Origin of the sequence: Ruminococcus sp. CAG:330 (assembly GCF_000437175.1) — a bacterium.
GTDB lineage: Bacteria > Bacillota > Clostridia > Oscillospirales > Ruminococcaceae > Ruminococcus_C.
Genome location: NZ_FR898047.1, coordinates 1 through 15,478 on the forward strand (window position 1 = coordinate 1; position 15,478 = coordinate 15,478).

13 protein-coding genes and 1 riboswitch are annotated in these 15,478 nt (G+C 54.7%); of the genes, 10 read left to right on the forward strand and 3 right to left on the reverse strand.

From position 1 onward, the window contains the following. The 4 genes from QZL66_RS05500 to QZL66_RS05515 all read left to right on the forward strand — a co-directional run. On the forward strand, positions 1–794 hold a 794-nt coding region (locus QZL66_RS05500), incomplete at its 5' end, for a DUF5620 domain-containing protein (RefSeq protein WP_293601882.1). Positions 795–1,155: 361 nt separating this feature from the next. After that, positions 1,156–1,476 carry a hypothetical protein gene (locus QZL66_RS05505; protein ID WP_022410734.1) on the forward strand — a complete coding sequence of 107 codons (321 nt, stop codon included), beginning with the start codon at positions 1,156–1,158 and terminating at the stop codon, positions 1,474–1,476. A gap of 62 nt (positions 1,477–1,538) precedes the next feature. Continuing rightward, on the forward strand, positions 1,539–4,286 hold the full coding sequence (locus tag QZL66_RS05510) for a glycoside hydrolase family 9 protein (protein ID WP_022410735.1): 2,748 nt from the start codon (positions 1,539–1,541) through the stop codon (positions 4,284–4,286). Between the two features lie 167 nt (positions 4,287–4,453). Further along, a complete protein-coding gene (locus tag QZL66_RS05515; protein WP_022410736.1) occupies positions 4,454–5,731 on the forward strand; it encodes a glycoside hydrolase family 10 protein in 1,278 nt (425 codons plus the stop codon). A 66-nt stretch (positions 5,732–5,797) separates the two neighbouring features. On the opposite strand, the gene metK is transcribed toward QZL66_RS05515, so the two are convergent. Beyond that, on the reverse strand, positions 5,798–6,976 hold the full coding sequence (gene metK, locus QZL66_RS05520; RefSeq protein WP_022410737.1) for a methionine adenosyltransferase: 1,179 nt from the start codon (positions 6,974–6,976) through the stop codon (positions 5,798–5,800). Positions 6,977–7,051: 75 nt separating this feature from the next. Further along, positions 7,052–7,158: riboswitch (SAM riboswitch) on the reverse strand. 350 nt (positions 7,159–7,508) lie between these two features. Between metK and QZL66_RS05525 the strand changes: the two genes are divergently transcribed. The 5 genes from QZL66_RS05525 (at position 7,509) to upp (ending at position 11,698) form a co-directional block, all read left to right on the forward strand. Beyond that, positions 7,509–9,179: a formate--tetrahydrofolate ligase gene (locus tag QZL66_RS05525; RefSeq protein WP_022410738.1), complete on the forward strand. Its 1,671-nt coding sequence runs from the start codon at positions 7,509–7,511 to the stop codon at positions 9,177–9,179. Positions 9,180–9,194: 15 nt separating this feature from the next. Continuing rightward, a complete protein-coding gene (gene tsaE / locus QZL66_RS05530; RefSeq protein WP_022410739.1) occupies positions 9,195–9,644 on the forward strand; it encodes a tRNA (adenosine(37)-N6)-threonylcarbamoyltransferase complex ATPase subunit type 1 TsaE in 450 nt (149 codons plus the stop codon). Continuing rightward, entirely contained in the window at positions 9,625–10,308 is a 684-nt protein-coding gene (gene tsaB, locus QZL66_RS05535) for a tRNA (adenosine(37)-N6)-threonylcarbamoyltransferase complex dimerization subunit type 1 TsaB (protein ID WP_022410740.1), read from the forward strand. Before tsaE ends, tsaB begins: the two co-directional genes overlap by 20 nt. A gap of 302 nt (positions 10,309–10,610) precedes the next feature. Next, on the forward strand, positions 10,611–11,051 hold the full coding sequence (rpiB, locus tag QZL66_RS05540; RefSeq protein ID WP_022410741.1) for a ribose 5-phosphate isomerase B: 441 nt from the start codon (positions 10,611–10,613) through the stop codon (positions 11,049–11,051). A gap of 17 nt (positions 11,052–11,068) precedes the next feature. Then, positions 11,069–11,698 (forward strand): uracil phosphoribosyltransferase, encoded by a 630-nt coding sequence (upp, locus tag QZL66_RS05545; RefSeq protein ID WP_022410742.1) that lies wholly within the window; start codon positions 11,069–11,071, stop codon positions 11,696–11,698. A gap of 366 nt (positions 11,699–12,064) precedes the next feature. Here upp and QZL66_RS05550 read toward each other — a convergent pair whose 3' ends face one another. Continuing rightward, positions 12,065–12,640, reverse strand: coding sequence for an ANTAR domain-containing response regulator (locus QZL66_RS05550; protein ID WP_022410743.1), 576 nt, complete (start codon positions 12,638–12,640; stop codon positions 12,065–12,067). A gap of 58 nt (positions 12,641–12,698) precedes the next feature. Continuing rightward, positions 12,699–13,982, reverse strand: a complete 1,284-nt coding sequence (locus tag QZL66_RS05555) for a glutamine synthetase family protein (protein ID WP_022410744.1) — start codon at positions 13,980–13,982, stop codon at positions 12,699–12,701. A gap of 246 nt (positions 13,983–14,228) precedes the next feature. On the opposite strand from QZL66_RS05555, the gene QZL66_RS05560 reads away from it, so the two are divergent. Then, on the forward strand, positions 14,229–15,215 hold the full coding sequence (locus QZL66_RS05560; RefSeq protein WP_022410745.1) for an aldolase catalytic domain-containing protein: 987 nt from the start codon (positions 14,229–14,231) through the stop codon (positions 15,213–15,215). Positions 15,216–15,478 lie beyond the last annotated feature (263 nt).

Consider the following 15,478-nt stretch of genomic DNA (forward strand, 5'->3'; position numbering starts at 1 on the left):
CAAGAACAACACAGGCAACCACCAAGACTACCACTGCTTCTACCGCTTCCGGTAACAGCGGCGTATACGAGAAGAATATCAACCAGTCTGTAGACTATGACAAGCTGCCGTCTACTGATCGTATGATCGGCTGGGCTTGGAAAGATCTGGGCGTGAAGTCCGGCGACAAGATTTCCAAGGTTGAGATCAACATCACCGCAAAGTCCGGCGAGATCGGCAAGTGGCAGGGCGCATTCGGCTCCTCCACCAGCGTGGCACCGGGCTACTGGACACAGAGCGATGACATGACTCAGACCATCAACAGCAAGAGCGGTACCATCACATGGGACGTAGACGCAGCAACCTCCTCCATCATTCAGGTGGACTATGACGGTCAGCTGAAGTTCGGCATTTGGTGGATCGACTGCACACAGTTCACCATTGACTCCATCAAGGTTTACACCGGTAACAGCAGCTCCGTTACCACTGCTTCTACTACCAAGACAACTACCAAGGCAACTACCACAAGAAGAACTACCGCTTCTACCACCAAGGCAACTACCACGACTACCAAGACCACTGGCACACAGCCGAACTGGCCGGAAGCTACCCTGTACGGCGACGTAAATCTGGACGGCGCAATCGACCTGACAGATGCTGTTCTGCTGAACAAGGCAATCGCTGGCTCTGTTTCGCTGAGCGACCAGCAGAAATCGAATGCAAACGTTTGCACTGACATTGGTCTGAGCGCAAACGATTCCATGGCGCTGCTGAAGTTCCTGGTTCGTCTGGTAAATAACCTGCCGACCGACTAAAAACGTGCAGTAAGATGCGCAATATTTTCCGATAAAAAGAGTGCGGAGGTCTGAGGACTTCTGCACCCTTTTTGAATTTCCATGGAGAAAAGCTGAATTTTCGTCAAAGTGCCCAAATTCTAATGGAACTGTTCGGTAAATTCTACTGAATTTTGAAAAATCTCTTTACAACAAAAATCGCATATGCTATAATATTTAAAACGAGAAAATTATGCGCTTGTAAGGGGATTATTGCGCTATTTTGCATATCTTATCAACCGCATAACACGTCCGGTTCGCCGGCGGGAAAGAATCGTTGTATTTGGACATGCGTACCCATGTCCATCACAAAAACTTTTTTCAATTTTCAAGGAGGATACTTATGCTGAAGAAAACTCTCGGCAAGAAGGTCATCTCCGTGCTCTCGGCTGCTGTTATGGCAACCTCTGCGACTGCGACCGGTCTGGGCGCAATCGCACTGACTGCCTCTGCTGGCAATGAGCTTGGAGAAGGTACTTTCGAAAACGGCAAGGGCTTGCCGTGGCACATTTGCGAAAACGCAACTGGTGAAATGAAGTTCGACATCACAGATGGCATTTATGCGATCCTGATCAAAACTCCCGGCGGTACTGGTTACGGCGGGGCGGTACTGGTTACGGCGGTGAGGACCGTTGGGACTGCCAGTTCCGTCATAGAAATCTGACCATCGAGAGGGGTCACACTTATCGTGTAACTTATAGTGTAAACCCGACCAACTCCGGTCATATGTATGCAAAGCTGGGCGACATGACCAACGATGACAAGGAAATGTGGCACGGCAACGGCGAAAAGCTGAGCATGACCTATGAGGAAGGCATCAGCACGGACGATCTGGTTAGCAAGCTGAAGAGCGCTAGCAAGACCGGCGAGAGAGTTGACTACGGTCAGGGCTGGGACGCTTGGAAGGGCGTTACCATTCCGGCAAACCAGTGGTCTACTTATGCTTATGAATTCGTTGTAGATCAGACCGACGGCGCAGATGGTACCGGTGAGTGGACATTCCACATGGGCGGTACTGGCCGTTACACTCAGCAAGAGTGCTTCCCGGCTGGCACAATCGTTCGGTTCGACAACCTGGCACTGGTTGATATGACCGACGACAAGACCGACTATGTTACCACTCCGGATTATGAGATCACCGGCGTTGAAGTAAACCAGGTTGGTTACTATCCGAACGCTGCCAAGAAGGCTACTCTGATCCTGGACAGCGAGAGCGACACCAAGCAGTATGACTACTCCATCAAGGATTCTGGCGGCAACGTTGTTTACACCGGCACAACTGATGGCAAGGTTATCTACGATAACGGCGGCTGGAACTACAACCAGGTGATCGACTTCACCGACTTCACCACAGAGGGCAAGGGCTACACTCTGGAAGTTGCTGGCAAGACCTCCATTCCGTTCGATATCAGCAGCAGCCTGCTGTCCGGCGACGGATCTTCCGCAAGCATGCTGACCAACGCAATCAACTACTTCTACCAGAACCGTTCTGGTATAGATACCAAGGCTGAGTACATCACTTCCAATCAGGTTGTTGACGGCAGCTCCGCAACTCTGGCTCGTAAGGCTGGCCACAACCCGGATAAGGCTGAGGTTGCAGACGAGTGGGTTTACATCTACACCGAAGAGCCGAGCTACGGCAAGAGCATTGATGTAACCGGCGGCTGGTACGATGCCGGCGACTACGGTAAGTACATCGTAAACGGCGGTATCTCTCTGTGGACTCTCATGAATATGTATGAGCGTTCTGTGGCTGTCGGCAAGGCTGACAAGTGGGCAGACGGCACCGGTACTGTTGTTATTCCGGAAACCAATAACAACACACCGGACATCCTCGACGAGTGCAAGGTTGAGCTGGACTTCTTCCTGAAGATGCAGCGTGAGGATGGTATGGTATACCACAAGATGCACGACTACAAGTGGACCGGTCTGGCAGTTGCTCCGTCTCAGGAGGGACAGCCGAAGCGTATCGTAAAGCCGGCTACTTATGCAGCAACTCTGAACTTCGCAGCAGCATGCGCACAGGGCGCTCGTCTGTTCGAAGATTCTGATTCTGCTTATGCAAAGACTCTGAAGGACGCAGCAGTCAAGGCATTTAAGGCAGCACAGGATCAGTACGCACCGTTCACCGGCTTCACAGACACTGGTCTGTATGCGCCGATGGTACTGGCAAACAAGGGCGGTGGCCCGTACGGTGACGACAACGTCAGCGACGAGTTCTACTGGGCAGCTTGCGAACTGTACATCACTACTGGCGATAAGGCTTACTATGATGTACTGAGCCAGTATGGCAACGGTCAGAACGTATACGGCAAGGACAACGGTAAGGCTTTCGAGGTTTCCAGTGTTCTGGCCGGCGGCGAAAACAACAACACATGCTCTCTGTTCACTTGGGGTACTCTGAACAGCGTAGGTACCATCTCTATGTATGAGAATTCGGCTGACATGCTGAAGAAGGGTCTGCTGACTCAGGACGAAGTTGACAAGATGAAGGAAAGCATCATCAGAGCTGGTGACTACTATCTGGATATCCAGTCCAAGTCTGCATATGACATCCCGTATGTAGGCCACAACTATGACACCGAAGTTTGGAAGTACGACAGCGCAAGCGGCACAGGCAACCTGGTTGGTCTGGAGCTTGAGGATGGTTACGAATGGGGTTCCAACTCCATGGTAATCAACAACGCAATGGCTCTGGCTCTGGCTTACGATGCAACTGGCGATGTGAAGTACATCGACGGTGTAACCTCCGCATTTGACTACCTGATGGGCCGCAACCCGCTGGAGCAGTCTTATGTAACCGGTTATGGCGAACACTCCACACAGTATCCGCACCACAGATGGTGGTCTGGTCAGCTGAATAGCAGCGACTTCCCGTATGCACCGGCAGGCGTTCTGTCCGGCGGTCCGAACTCCAACATGGAAGACCCGATGGTTCAGGGTATGGGCTACAAGATCGGTTCTCTGGCTCCGATGAAGTGCTACCTGGATAACGTAGAGGCATGGTCCGTAAACGAGTGTACCATCAACTGGAACTCTCCTCTGTGCTGGGTTGTATCCTTCATCGAGGACGAAGCTCCGAACATTCAGCGTGATGGCACAAAGCCGACTACTACTACCACAACTGACGAAAACGCAACTACTACCACAACTGCTGCTACCACTGCTTCTGACAGCGATAGCACTACTACCAGCAACAGCAACAAGACAACTGCAACCACTTCTGAGGGTGCAACTACCACAACAACCGTATTCAGCACACCGGCTGGCGTTCTGCTGGGCGACGTAAATCTGGATGGCGATGTTGATCTGTCTGACGCAGTTCTGCTGAACAAGGCAGTTGCAGGTGCAGTTCAGCTGAACGAACAGGCTACTCTGAATGCAGACTGCAACAGAGGCGTTGGTATCACTGCTGACGACAGCATGAGCCTGCTGAAGTTCCTGGTACACCTGATCGACGCTCTGCCGGAGTAAGGCGAAGCGATTCGTACAACTTTTGTACAACATGAAAACGGGCTGATTTAGAGCTTCGGTTCGTTTTGAAAAGGGCACTGCGCTCCCGAATGGGGGTGCGGTGTCCTTTGTTTTTGGAATAAGTCCGCTGTCATCCGCATAAGATAATGGAAAAAGGAGGCGGAGCAATGCGGACGGGTTATGCTGGAATCTTTGCAGCGGTGCTGCTGCTGTGCGGATGCACGTTTCACACGGGACGTGCTGTGCCGGAAAATGCACAGTTCTGCGACAATTTGGCAGATCGGGTGCAGAGTCTGGAACAGCTGCACCTCACTACCACCACTGCGTCGCCGGCGGAGGAAACCGCCTGTGTGCAGTACGATCCGACCTATGCCATGTGGTTTCCGGTGATGGACTATGCGGAAACCCTGCAGGGCAAGGATGCGGAATCGTTTCGTGCGGAGATGCGCCGGCGCTTTCAGCAGGCAGCGGACATGGGCATCAATACGGTCTATCTTCATGTGCGGGCTTACTGGGATGCCTATTATGCCTCGGCGCTCTTTCCCGTGGGGGAGTATGCCGGAGAAACGCTGGACTTCGACCCGCTGGAGATCATGCTGGAGGAGGCGCATGAACTGGGGCTGTCCGCGCATGCGTGGATCAACCCCATGCGCGGACAAACCGACGAGGGTATGCAGCAGATGGGCACGCAGTTTCCGGTGAAACAGTGGTATGAGGACACGGAAAAGCGGGGGACATATCTGGTAAAATCCGGTGTGCTCTGGTGGCTGAATCCGGCGTATCCGGAGGTGCGCCGGCTGATTGCGGACGGCGTGCGGGAAATCGTGGCGCAGTATCCCGTGGATGGGATTCACCTGGACGACTATTTCTATCCGACCGCCGATGCAGCGTTCGATGCGGCAGCATTTGGGGCGAGCGGGGAGTCGGATCTGACGCAGTTTCGGCTGGCACAGACCAACGCCATGGTGCAGCAGATTTACCAGACGGTGAAGTCTGTGAATCCGGCGCTGCAAGTGAGCATCAGTCCGCAGGGAACCATGCACGGCAACTATGAGAGCCAGTTCTCCGATGTGCGGCGCTGGGCGGCGGAGGCGGGCTATTGCGATGTGCTGATTCCGCAGGTGTATTTCGGCTTTGAGAACGAAGTTGCGCCGTTTGCCGAGACGACAGCCATGTGGGCGGAAACGGTCACCTGTCCGGCGGTGTCCCTCGTCGTGGGCATCGGAACGCACAAGATGGGACGGGAGGACACCTGGGCAGGAAGCGGCAGTCAGGAGTGGCTGGAGCACAGCGATATCCCTGCACGGCAGGTGGAACTGATTCTCTCCATGGCGCAGGTGCACGGCGTGGCGATTTACGACTACGCCACCACGTTCCAGCCGGAAACCGCCGTGGAGGCCATGCAGCAGCAGGTGGAAGAAATTCAGGAACTGCTTCGCCGCTGACGCAAAAATCGCATCCTCGGAACTACGCCGAAGATGCGCTTCTTTTACGAAAAGATCAGGGATGGGTTACTTGCCGGCAACTGCCTTCTGGAGTGCCTCTACCTTGTCACGGCGCTCCCACGCAACGCCCAGCTCTTCCCGTCCCATGTGGCCGTAGGCAGCCAGCTGACGGTACTGCGGCTTGCGCAGATCCAGCATCTCGATGATGCCGGCAGGGGTCAGACGGAAGATCTCCGGAATGACCTCCTCCAGAACGTGTTCCGAAACCTTGCTGGTGCCGAAGGTGTCTACCCGAACGGAAACCGGATTGGCAACGCCGATGGCATAGGCGAGCTGCACTTCGCAGCGCTTTGCCAGACCGGCAGCCACGATGTTCTTGGCGATGTACCGTGCAGCGTATGCGGCGGAACGGTCTACCTTCGTCGGGTCCTTACCGCTGAATGCGCCGCCGCCGTGGCGAGCCATACCGCCGTAGGTGTCTACGATGATCTTTCTGCCGGTCAGACCGCTGTCGCCCTGCGGACCGCCCACAACGAAACGGCCGGTGGGGTTGATGAAGTACTTGGTGTTCTCGTCCAGCAGTTCCTTGGGCAGAACGGTGTTGATGACGTAGTTCATGATGTCCTTGCGGATGACCTCGGTGGAAACATCCGGTGCGTGCTGGGTGGAAACCACAACGGTGTCAATGCGCAGGGGCTTGTCGTCCTCGTATTCCACGGTCACCTGTGCCTTGCCGTCCGGACGGAGGTAGGTCAGGGTCTTGTTCTTGCGCATCTCTGTCAGCTTCATTGCCAGCTTGTGCGCCAGAGAGATGGGCAGCGGCATCAGCTCCGGCGTTTCGTCGCAGGCATAGCCGAACATCATGCCCTGGTCGCCGGCGCCGGTTTCGTGGGACTCGCTTTCACGGCTCTCCCAGGCATCGTTGACACCCATTGCAATGTCGGGGGACTGCTTGTTCAGCGCCGTCAGGACAGAACAGGTGTAGCCGTCGAAGCCGTACTTTGCACGGTCGTAGCCGATGTCTACCACAACGTCACGGGCGATCTGGGGGATGTCCACCTTTGCGGTGGTGGTGATTTCGCCCATGCACAGCACCATGCCGGTTGCTGTGATGGTTTCGCAGGCAACACGTGCCTGTGCATCCTGTGCCAGAATCGCATCCAGCACAGCGTCGGAGATCTGGTCGCAGATTTTGTCGGGATGACCTTCTGTGACAGACTCGGAAGTGAAAAGATTTCTTGCCATAGTTTTGTTCCTTTCTAACCTTTGGGGACAAACAAAAAAAGGTACCGCAAGGGTACCTTTGTGTGTTGTACAAGACCCTCATCTTTCGGATATACCGCAGGATTTGGCACCGCTGCTGACGCTTGCAATCAGCCGGTTGTCGGGCTTCACAGGACCTGTTCCTCCGCCGCTCTTGATAAGGTATATAAACGCCTGTTCGGTATTTTTTCCGAAAAATACGGAACAGGTTCTCAGGAAAATTTATCAGCGTGCCGTCTTTCGGCAGTCCCGCTGTTCCTGACATACGGATCGCAAAATGCTACCGTTTCTATTATACCCGAAGATTCGAGCCGTGTCAAGGGAAAACTGCAATTTTCGCAGAGAATTCCAATGGAAAAATCGGGAGAAATGGCAGAGTGCAAAATGTGGCAGGCAAAACATGTTGAAATTCAGCGAATCAGCCGAAAAGTGAAAAGTTTCTTGCATTGCGCTTGGAAAAATGCTATAATAAAAGTATGTTTTTCGGAAGAAAATCGAGAAAAGGAGCGTATTTATGTTATCGGATATCGAAATCGCACAGCAGACTAAAATGAACCCCATCGGCGAGGTTGCCGCATCACTCGCCATTGCAGACGAGGACATCGAGTGTTACGGCCACTATAAGGCAAAGCTCTCGGAATCCCTGTTCCAGAAGCTGGCGGACAAGCCGGACGGCAAGCTGGTTCTGGTGACTGCCATCAACCCCACCCCTGCCGGCGAGGGAAAGACGACCATCAGCGTCGGTCTGGCGGATGCACTCCGCCGCATTGGCAGGAAGTCCGTTCTGGCGCTGCGGGAACCGTCTCTGGGGCCGGTCTTTGGCATCAAGGGCGGTGCAGCCGGCGGCGGCTATGCACAGGTCGTTCCCATGGAGGACATCAACCTGCACTTCACCGGCGATATGCACGCCATCACCTCCGCCAACAATCTGCTCTGCGCAATGCTGGACAACCACATGCAGCAGGGCAACGTGCTGCGCATCGACCAGCGCCGTGTCATGATCAAGCGTGTGCTGGACATGAACGACCGTGCCCTCCGGAATATCGTCATTGGTCTTGGCGGTAAGATAGACGGCATTCCCCGGAGCGACAGCTTCCAGATCACGGTGGCATCCGAAGTGATGGCAATTCTCTGTCTGGCTTCTGATCTGGCAGACCTGAAAGAACGTCTGGGCAAGATTCTGGTGGCATACGATCTGGACGGCAATCCGGTTTATGCCAGGGATCTGGGCGCAAACGGCGCAATGACCGCACTGCTGAAGGATGCGCTGAAGCCGAATTTGGTGCAGACACTGGAACACACACCGGCGCTCATCCACGGCGGCCCGTTCGCTAACATTGCCCACGGCTGCAACTCCCTGCGTGCCACCAAGCTGGCGCTGAAGCTGGGCGATTTCTGCGTGACTGAGGCTGGCTTCGGCTCCGATCTGGGGGCAGAGAAGTTCTTTGACATCAAGTGCCGGTACGGCGGTCTGAAGCCGGACTGCGTGGTTCTGGTGGCAACGGTGCGTGCCCTGAAGTACAACGGCGGTGTGCCCAAGACCGAGCTGACCGCCGAGAATCTGGATGCCCTGAAAAAAGGAATCGTCAACCTGCAGGTGCACATCGAGAATATGAAGAAGTACGGCGTGCCGGTAGTTGTTGCAATCAACCGCTTCCACACCGACACCGACGCAGAGCTGAACTTTATCCGGAGCTTCTGCGAGGAGCTGGGTGCAGAGGTGTCCATGGCAGAGGTATTCGCCAAGGGCGGCGAGGGCGGCATGGACCTGGCGGAAAAGGTTTGCAAGACCATCGAAACCAAGCCCTCCAACTTCCGCGTGCTGTACGACACTGAGCTGAGCGTTCCGGAAAAGGTGGAGATCCTGGCGAAAGAGATCTACCGTGCCGACGGCGTGACATTCACTGCACCGGCAAAGAAAGCGCTGGCACAGATCGAGGCGCTGGGTGCGTCCAACCTGCCGGTTTGCATGGCAAAGACCCAGTACTCCCTGTCCGACGATCCCGCCAAGCTGGGCAAGCCGGAGCACTTCACCGTGACCGTTCGTGACGTGACCCTCTCCAACGGTGCAGGCTTTATCGTTGTGCTCACCGGCAACATCATGACCATGCCGGGACTGCCGAAGGCACCGTCTGCCCTGAAGATCGACTGCGACAACGAGGGCAATATCACGGGTCTGTTCTAAGGAGATGGCACGGACGTGGAAAAAATTACAGTGACCACCAATTCCGCTGAGGAGACGATGGCGCTTGCGGAACAGATCGGCGCACGGCTTCATGCCGGCGATGTCATCGCCTATTTCGGCGGACTGGGCGCCGGAAAGACCACCTTTACCCGGGGGCTGGCGAAAGGCATGGGGCTGCCCGATGTGGTGTCCTCTCCCACATTCGCCATTGTGCAGGAGTACCACGGCGGCGGACTGTCCCTCTACCATTTTGACATGTACCGCATCGAGGGGGCAATGGATCTGGAGTCCACGGGGTTCTATGACTATCCGCTGGACGAGGGCGTGTTCGCCATTGAGTGGTCGGAAAACATCCGGTCGGAACTGCCGGCGGACTGCATCCGCATCACCATTCAGCGCACCGCAGAGGAACAGCGGAAGATCACAATAGAAGGAGATGAGCGCTTTGCAGATCTTGGGAATTGACACCTCCGGCAAGGTGGCAGCTGCCGCCCTGTACGACACTGAACAGCACTGCATCAAGGCGCAGCAGACGCTCTACACCCGCCGCACCCATTCGCAGGTGATCCTGCCGCTGGCGGAACGCATCCTGTCGGATCTGGAAATGACGTGGCAGCAGGTGGAGGGCTTTGCCGTGGCAGTCGGTCCCGGCTCATATACCGGTCTGCGCATCGGCGTGGCTGCGGCAAAGGCAATGGCATTTGCGCTGGGGGTTCCCTGTGCCGGTATCTCCACGCTGGAGGGTCTGGCATGGCAGGGCATGGCGCACATGGGGCTGATCTGCCCCGTGATGACGGCACGCCAGACCCTGGTCTATGCTGGTATCTACCGCAGCAGCGGCGCTGCCGTCACCTGTGAACAGGCGGACGGGATTCTGGAGCAGCAGGAACTGGCGCAGCAGCTGAATGCGCTGGGCGAACCGGTGCTGCTGGTGGGCGACGGCGCAGAAAGCGTGGGAAACCTGCTGGAGCAGCCCCGTGTCCTGCCGGTGCAGCAGCTGCAGAACGGTGTCGGAATCTGTCTGGCTGCTGCTGCCAGGGGTGCGTGGATTCCGCCGGAGCAGCTTTTGCCCAGCTATTTGCAGCAGGTAAAGGCGGAAAAGGACTTGCAGGAGCGAAAGGCACACTGAAGCCTGTGCTTTTTCAGAGCTTGTGTTCATAGGAAATATATGCGGATTTTCGAGCAAATTTTTTTGCAGACAAGGCAAAAATTTGCAGGCATGCTTTCGTATGGCAAGAATTTTTAACGCAGTATGCAACAAAATTTGCCGAAAAGACGTAGATAGACGCCTATGAACACGAGCTCTCACAAAAATCGCCTTGCAATTGTCAGAAAAATGTGTTATAATAAAAAATATCCGCTGCAAAACGGATTGCAATAGAATAAGTGCGTCTGCGCATCGCAGGCGTGAAAACAAAGGAGCCAGAAAACATGAAAATTTGGATTGGATGTGACCATGCCGGCTTTGACCGGAAACAGGAAGTCGTCGCCCTGCTGCGGGAACGCGGTCTGGAAGTAGAGGATTGCGGCTGCAACGGCGAACGGGCGGACTATCCGGTAATTGCCAAGGCGGTTGGAACTGCGGTTGCCTCCCATCCGGAGGACATGGGAATTCTGATTTGCGGCACAGGAATTGGAATGTCCATCGCAGCCAACAAGATTCGCGGCGTGCGTGCTGCACTCTGTGCAGATGCATTTTCCACCAAGTACACCCGTTTGCACAATGATGCCAATGTGATGTGCATGGGTGCCAGAACGCTGGGTAGCGGTCTGGCACTGGAACTGGTGGAGATTTTCCTGGATACGCCTTTTGAGGGCGGCCGCCATGCAGCACGTGTGGATATGATTCAGAAACTGGAGCAAGAGTGGTAAAATAGGAGGAAAAAATTATGGCAGGAATTCATGTAGTGGATCATCCGCTGGTACAGCATAAGATTTCCCTGATGCGGGATAAGCTGACGGGCGTAAAGGAATTTCGGGAACTGACCTCGGAAACAGCAATGTTGATTTGCTATGAGGCAACCCGTGATCTTCCGCTGAAGGAAGTCACCATCGAAACCCATCAGGGCATCGCAAAGACTAAGGTGATCTCCGGCAGAAAGCTGGCATTTGTGCCGATTCTGCGTGCAGGTCTGGGACTGATCGACGGCGTAACTTCGCTGATTCCGGCGGCAAAGATCGGTCATATCGGCATTTTCTGCGAGCCGGGCACCCACGATGCCGTGAAGTACTATTCCAAGATGCCTGATGATATCGCAGAGCGTGAGGTCATCGTGGTGGATGCCATGCTGGCAACCGGCACTTCTGCCATCGCAGCCATCAAGGATCTGAAAGAGATGGGTGTCAAGAGCATTAAGTTCCTGTGCATTCTGGCTTGTCCGGAGGGACGGGACGCTCTGCTGGCAGCACATCCGGATGTGGACATCTACTGCGGCGGCGTAGACGAGAGCCTGAACGAAAAGGGCTACATCGTTCCGGGTCTGGGCGATGCCGGCGACCGGATTTTCGGCACCAAGTAAGTTCGGAAAAACCGGATGACGCAGGGACAACAGTGTATATATAATATATACTTGTCCCTGCATGAACGTCAATGACGACAAGTAACAAGAGTGCGAATGCACGGCACTCTTGCAGCACTTGTCGTCTGACATTGACAAACACAAAACAGACGTAAGTCGAAAAAACCTCTGTACCCAAATCGGGCGCAGAGGTTTTTGTGTTCTTAGAGCTTGTTCCGTATCTTTTTCTGTGCGGATTTTTGCGCATGATTTTGTCGGTGACAAGGAAAAAATCCGCAGGCATACTGTCGTATGGCAAGGGTTTTTGACGCAGCCAGCGGCGAAATCTGCCGAAAAGACGTGCGGAAAAAGATGCGAAACAGGCTCTTAGTATTCGTATTTTGCAATGATCTCCATGGCGACATCCTTTCGGGTGCGTCTGGTGTCCATGGCGTTTTTTTCAATGTAGCGATGCGCCGTTTCCTCGGTCATCTGCTGTTTGACAATGAGCAGACATTTGGCACGGGAAACATAGCGCAGTTCCTCCAGCTTGGTTCGCAGCTTGGCGTTTTCCTGATGCAGCGCCAGCATGCGGTGATGAAATGCTGTGCCGGTGCGGATGGCCTGAAGAAAGACCACCTTGTTCAGGGGCTTCGGCACAACACAGACCCCGTAATCAATGGTGCGGTTGGTCATTTCGTCGGCGATGTCCGCCTTGCAGATGAGAATGACCGCTGCACAGGTGTCCTCGCTGAGCTTGAGCGACAGCTGATACCCTGTTTCATCCTTGAGCGGTGTGTTGATGATGATCAGACCATAGCTGTCGTGGTGGATCATCCGCCGTGCTTCGCTTCCGCTGGAGATTGTGACAACGGATGGATATCCGCAGTTTTTGAGAAAGCTGGTCATGCCATCCAGTCCTTTTTCAGAACCGGAAACGATCAGAGTACGTTCTGCGCACACCGTTGCATCCCTCCTGTTTTTGAAAGATTAAAGTCGATTTTCACAGTGAAACGTGCGATCAGAAATAGCGGTCGAAGCAGAACGCCTGAGAATCCTGCGCCGCATGGTATGCAGTAACCTGCTGTTCCATGGCAGCGGCGTAATCCTGAATCAGTGTTTCCGGCAGAACTGCGTGGACAAAGCTGCTGTTCTGCGCCAGACGGATGGACTCCTCCAGAGAGCGGGGCAGCGTGGGGAATGCGGAGGAGGCGTTGGCGGCGTTCATGGTGTCGCTCAGCTCCTCGTTGTTCCGGATGCCCGCCATGCCGGCGCTGAGCAGCATCTGGAACGTGATATAGGGGTTGCAGTAGGGGTCGGCAGAGCGAAACTCGATGGAGCCGTCACGTCCCGGCGCATACAGCAGCTGAATCAGGGGAATGCGGTTCTCCTCGGACCAGTTGATGTGGCTGGGGGCAGCCCGCAGTCCAAAGCGCTCGTAGGAGTTGATGGTGGGGTTGGAAAACATGGTGAACTCCCGCACCCGATTGAGAATGCCGGCGATGAACGCACGGCCCTCCGGCAGCATGCTCTTATGGCTGGTGCCGAAGATGCTGGCATCGTCCTTCTTGACGCTGATGGTGATCTTCAGAGCGCTTCCGCTGCAATCGGGGAAGGGCTTGGGCATGAAAGAGGCGTAGAAGCCGTTCTGGGAGGCAATGGTCTTGACGACGGTCTTATAGTGCACCATGTTGTCGGCAGCGGTGAGGGCGTTGCTGCATGCAAAGTCGATCTCGTTCTGTCCGGGGCCGTGCTTGTGGCAGGATGTGGTGGGGTTCAGTCCCATCTCGTCCAGCGAGAGGCAGATCTCCCGGCGGGTGTTCTCGCACTTGTCCAGCGGTGCCACGTCCAGATAACCGCCCTGATCGCAGGGGGTGCGGGTAGGCTTGCCCTGCATGTCGGTTTCGAACAGGTAGAATTCGCAGCGTGTGCCCATCTCGCACTGGTAGCCGTGCTCCTGAATGGACTTCATGGTCTCCCGCAGATTGCGGCGCAGGTCGCCCTCGTAGGGGGTGCCGTCCATGCGGTACAGGGTGCAGAAAAACCGAACCACTCTGCCGGACTGCGGCCGCCACGGCAGGACGGAGAGCGTGGAGATATCCGGCTTCAACAGAAGATTCTGGTGGGAAGATTCCAGCAGATCTGTGGCGTTGAAGGGAATGCCGTCCACAATGGCACGGTGCAGCTCCCGGGGCATGATTGCAATATTTTTCATGTTGCCGAACGTATCACAAAATGTCAGACGAATGAACTTGACATCGTTTTCCTCAATGAATTCTAAAACGTCATCCTCAGAAAAAAACATACAATACCTCCTGAAAAGTATATTATTTTAAGTATACCATGTTTTGATGACCTTGTAAAGAGGCAGTTTGTATGATTTTCGTGTATTTTTCGGGGAACGGGAAATGCGCGGCGAAAGGAAACAGCCGTCCGGAACCCCTTGGATGTTATCAAAACTGCGCAAAAAGCGCTTGCCAAATTCGAAAAAATTTGGTATAATGAAAATGTATCGCATTCGTGCGGGAAAACAGAAAGTGAGGAAATCCATATGAGCGAAGCAATCAAGGGGACGATGATCTCCTATCGTCCTGATATAAAAGTGCTGGATGCCACCATTCGTGACGGCGGTCTGGTCAATAACTTTGCATTTACCGATGACTTTGTGCGGAAGCTGTATCTGACCAACGTCCGTGCCGGTGTCGATGTCATGGAGATCGGCTATCTGGCAGATCCGGAGCTGTTCGACGAGTCCAAGTTCGGCAAGTGGAAGTTCTGTCATGAGGATGCCATTCGTGCTGTGCTGGGGGACATTCTCGACCCGTCTTTGCAGCTGGCAGTGATGGCAGACGTGGGACGTGCCAACGTGGCACGTGATCTGCCGGACAAGAAGGACAGCATTCTGGACATGGTGCGCATCGCCACCTACATCAACACCATTCCGGCAGCCATTGAGATGATCGAGACCTGTGCCAAGAAGGGCTACCACACCACGGTGAACATCATGGCAGTTTCCAAGGCGCAGGAGTCGGAGCTGAACGAGGCGCTGGAGATGCTGGGCAAGAGCAGCGTGGAGGTCATCTATCTGGTGGACAGCTACGGCTCGCTGTATCCGCTTCAGATACGCCAGCTGGCAGAACGCTATCTGGCTGCTGCGGAGAAGTACGGCAAGCAGATCGGCATCCATGCCCACAATAACCAGCAGCTGGCTTTCGCCAACACCACAGAGTGCGCCATGATGGGTGTCAGCTATCTGGATGCGACCATGGCATCCATGGGACGTGGCGCTGGCAACTGCGCAATGGAACTGCTGCTGGGCTTCCTGAAGAATCCCAAGTACGACATCAAGCCGGTGCTCCGCTTCTTACAGGATGAGATGCAGAAGCTGAAAAACGACGGCGTGGTATGGGGCTATGACATTCAGTACCTGCTGACCGGCTACCTGAACCAGCATCCCCGGACGGCGATCGCTTTCACCAACGAAAAGCGTCAGGATTACTTCACCTTCTTCCAGGAGCTTCAAGAGAACGAGGGCTGATCGCTTCGCAAATGCAGTGTATCCACAGAGGACGGGGCTTTTCGGAACGGCTCCGTCTTTTTGTATCGCAGAGGCAACCCCGCACAAGCACATTTGACGGCTTTGTGCGGTATCGCTTGAGGGAGAGCTTTTGATGTGGAAAGAATCGTGGTGAGAATATGCGAAGAGGTTGGAAAAAGCGCAACGTGATAATTGTTGCAGTCGTGCTTCTGGCGTTGGGAATGGCGGCGATATGGGGTATGATGCAGCAAAGTACAAATGCT

Bases quoted from the DNA above. Each gene is read 5' to 3' on its own strand.
- QZL66_RS05560 (WP_022410745.1), top strand. From the start codon at position 14,229: ATGAGCGAAGCAATCAAGGGGACGATGATCTCCTATCGTCCTGATATA.
- QZL66_RS05525 (WP_022410738.1), top strand. From the start codon at position 7,509: ATGTTATCGGATATCGAAATCGCACAGCAGACTAAAATGAACCCCATC.
- QZL66_RS05510 (WP_022410735.1), top strand. From the start codon at position 1,539: ATGTATGCAAAGCTGGGCGACATGACCAACGATGACAAGGAAATGTGG.
- QZL66_RS05555 (WP_022410744.1), bottom strand. From the start codon at position 13,982: ATGTTTTTTTCTGAGGATGACGTTTTAGAATTCATTGAGGAAAACGAT.
- upp (WP_022410742.1), top strand. From the start codon at position 11,069: ATGGCAGGAATTCATGTAGTGGATCATCCGCTGGTACAGCATAAGATT.
- QZL66_RS05515 (WP_022410736.1), top strand. From the start codon at position 4,454: ATGCGGACGGGTTATGCTGGAATCTTTGCAGCGGTGCTGCTGCTGTGC.
- rpiB (WP_022410741.1), top strand. From the start codon at position 10,611: ATGAAAATTTGGATTGGATGTGACCATGCCGGCTTTGACCGGAAACAG.
- QZL66_RS05505 (WP_022410734.1), top strand. From the start codon at position 1,156: ATGCTGAAGAAAACTCTCGGCAAGAAGGTCATCTCCGTGCTCTCGGCT.
- metK (WP_022410737.1), bottom strand. From the start codon at position 6,976: ATGGCAAGAAATCTTTTCACTTCCGAGTCTGTCACAGAAGGTCATCCC.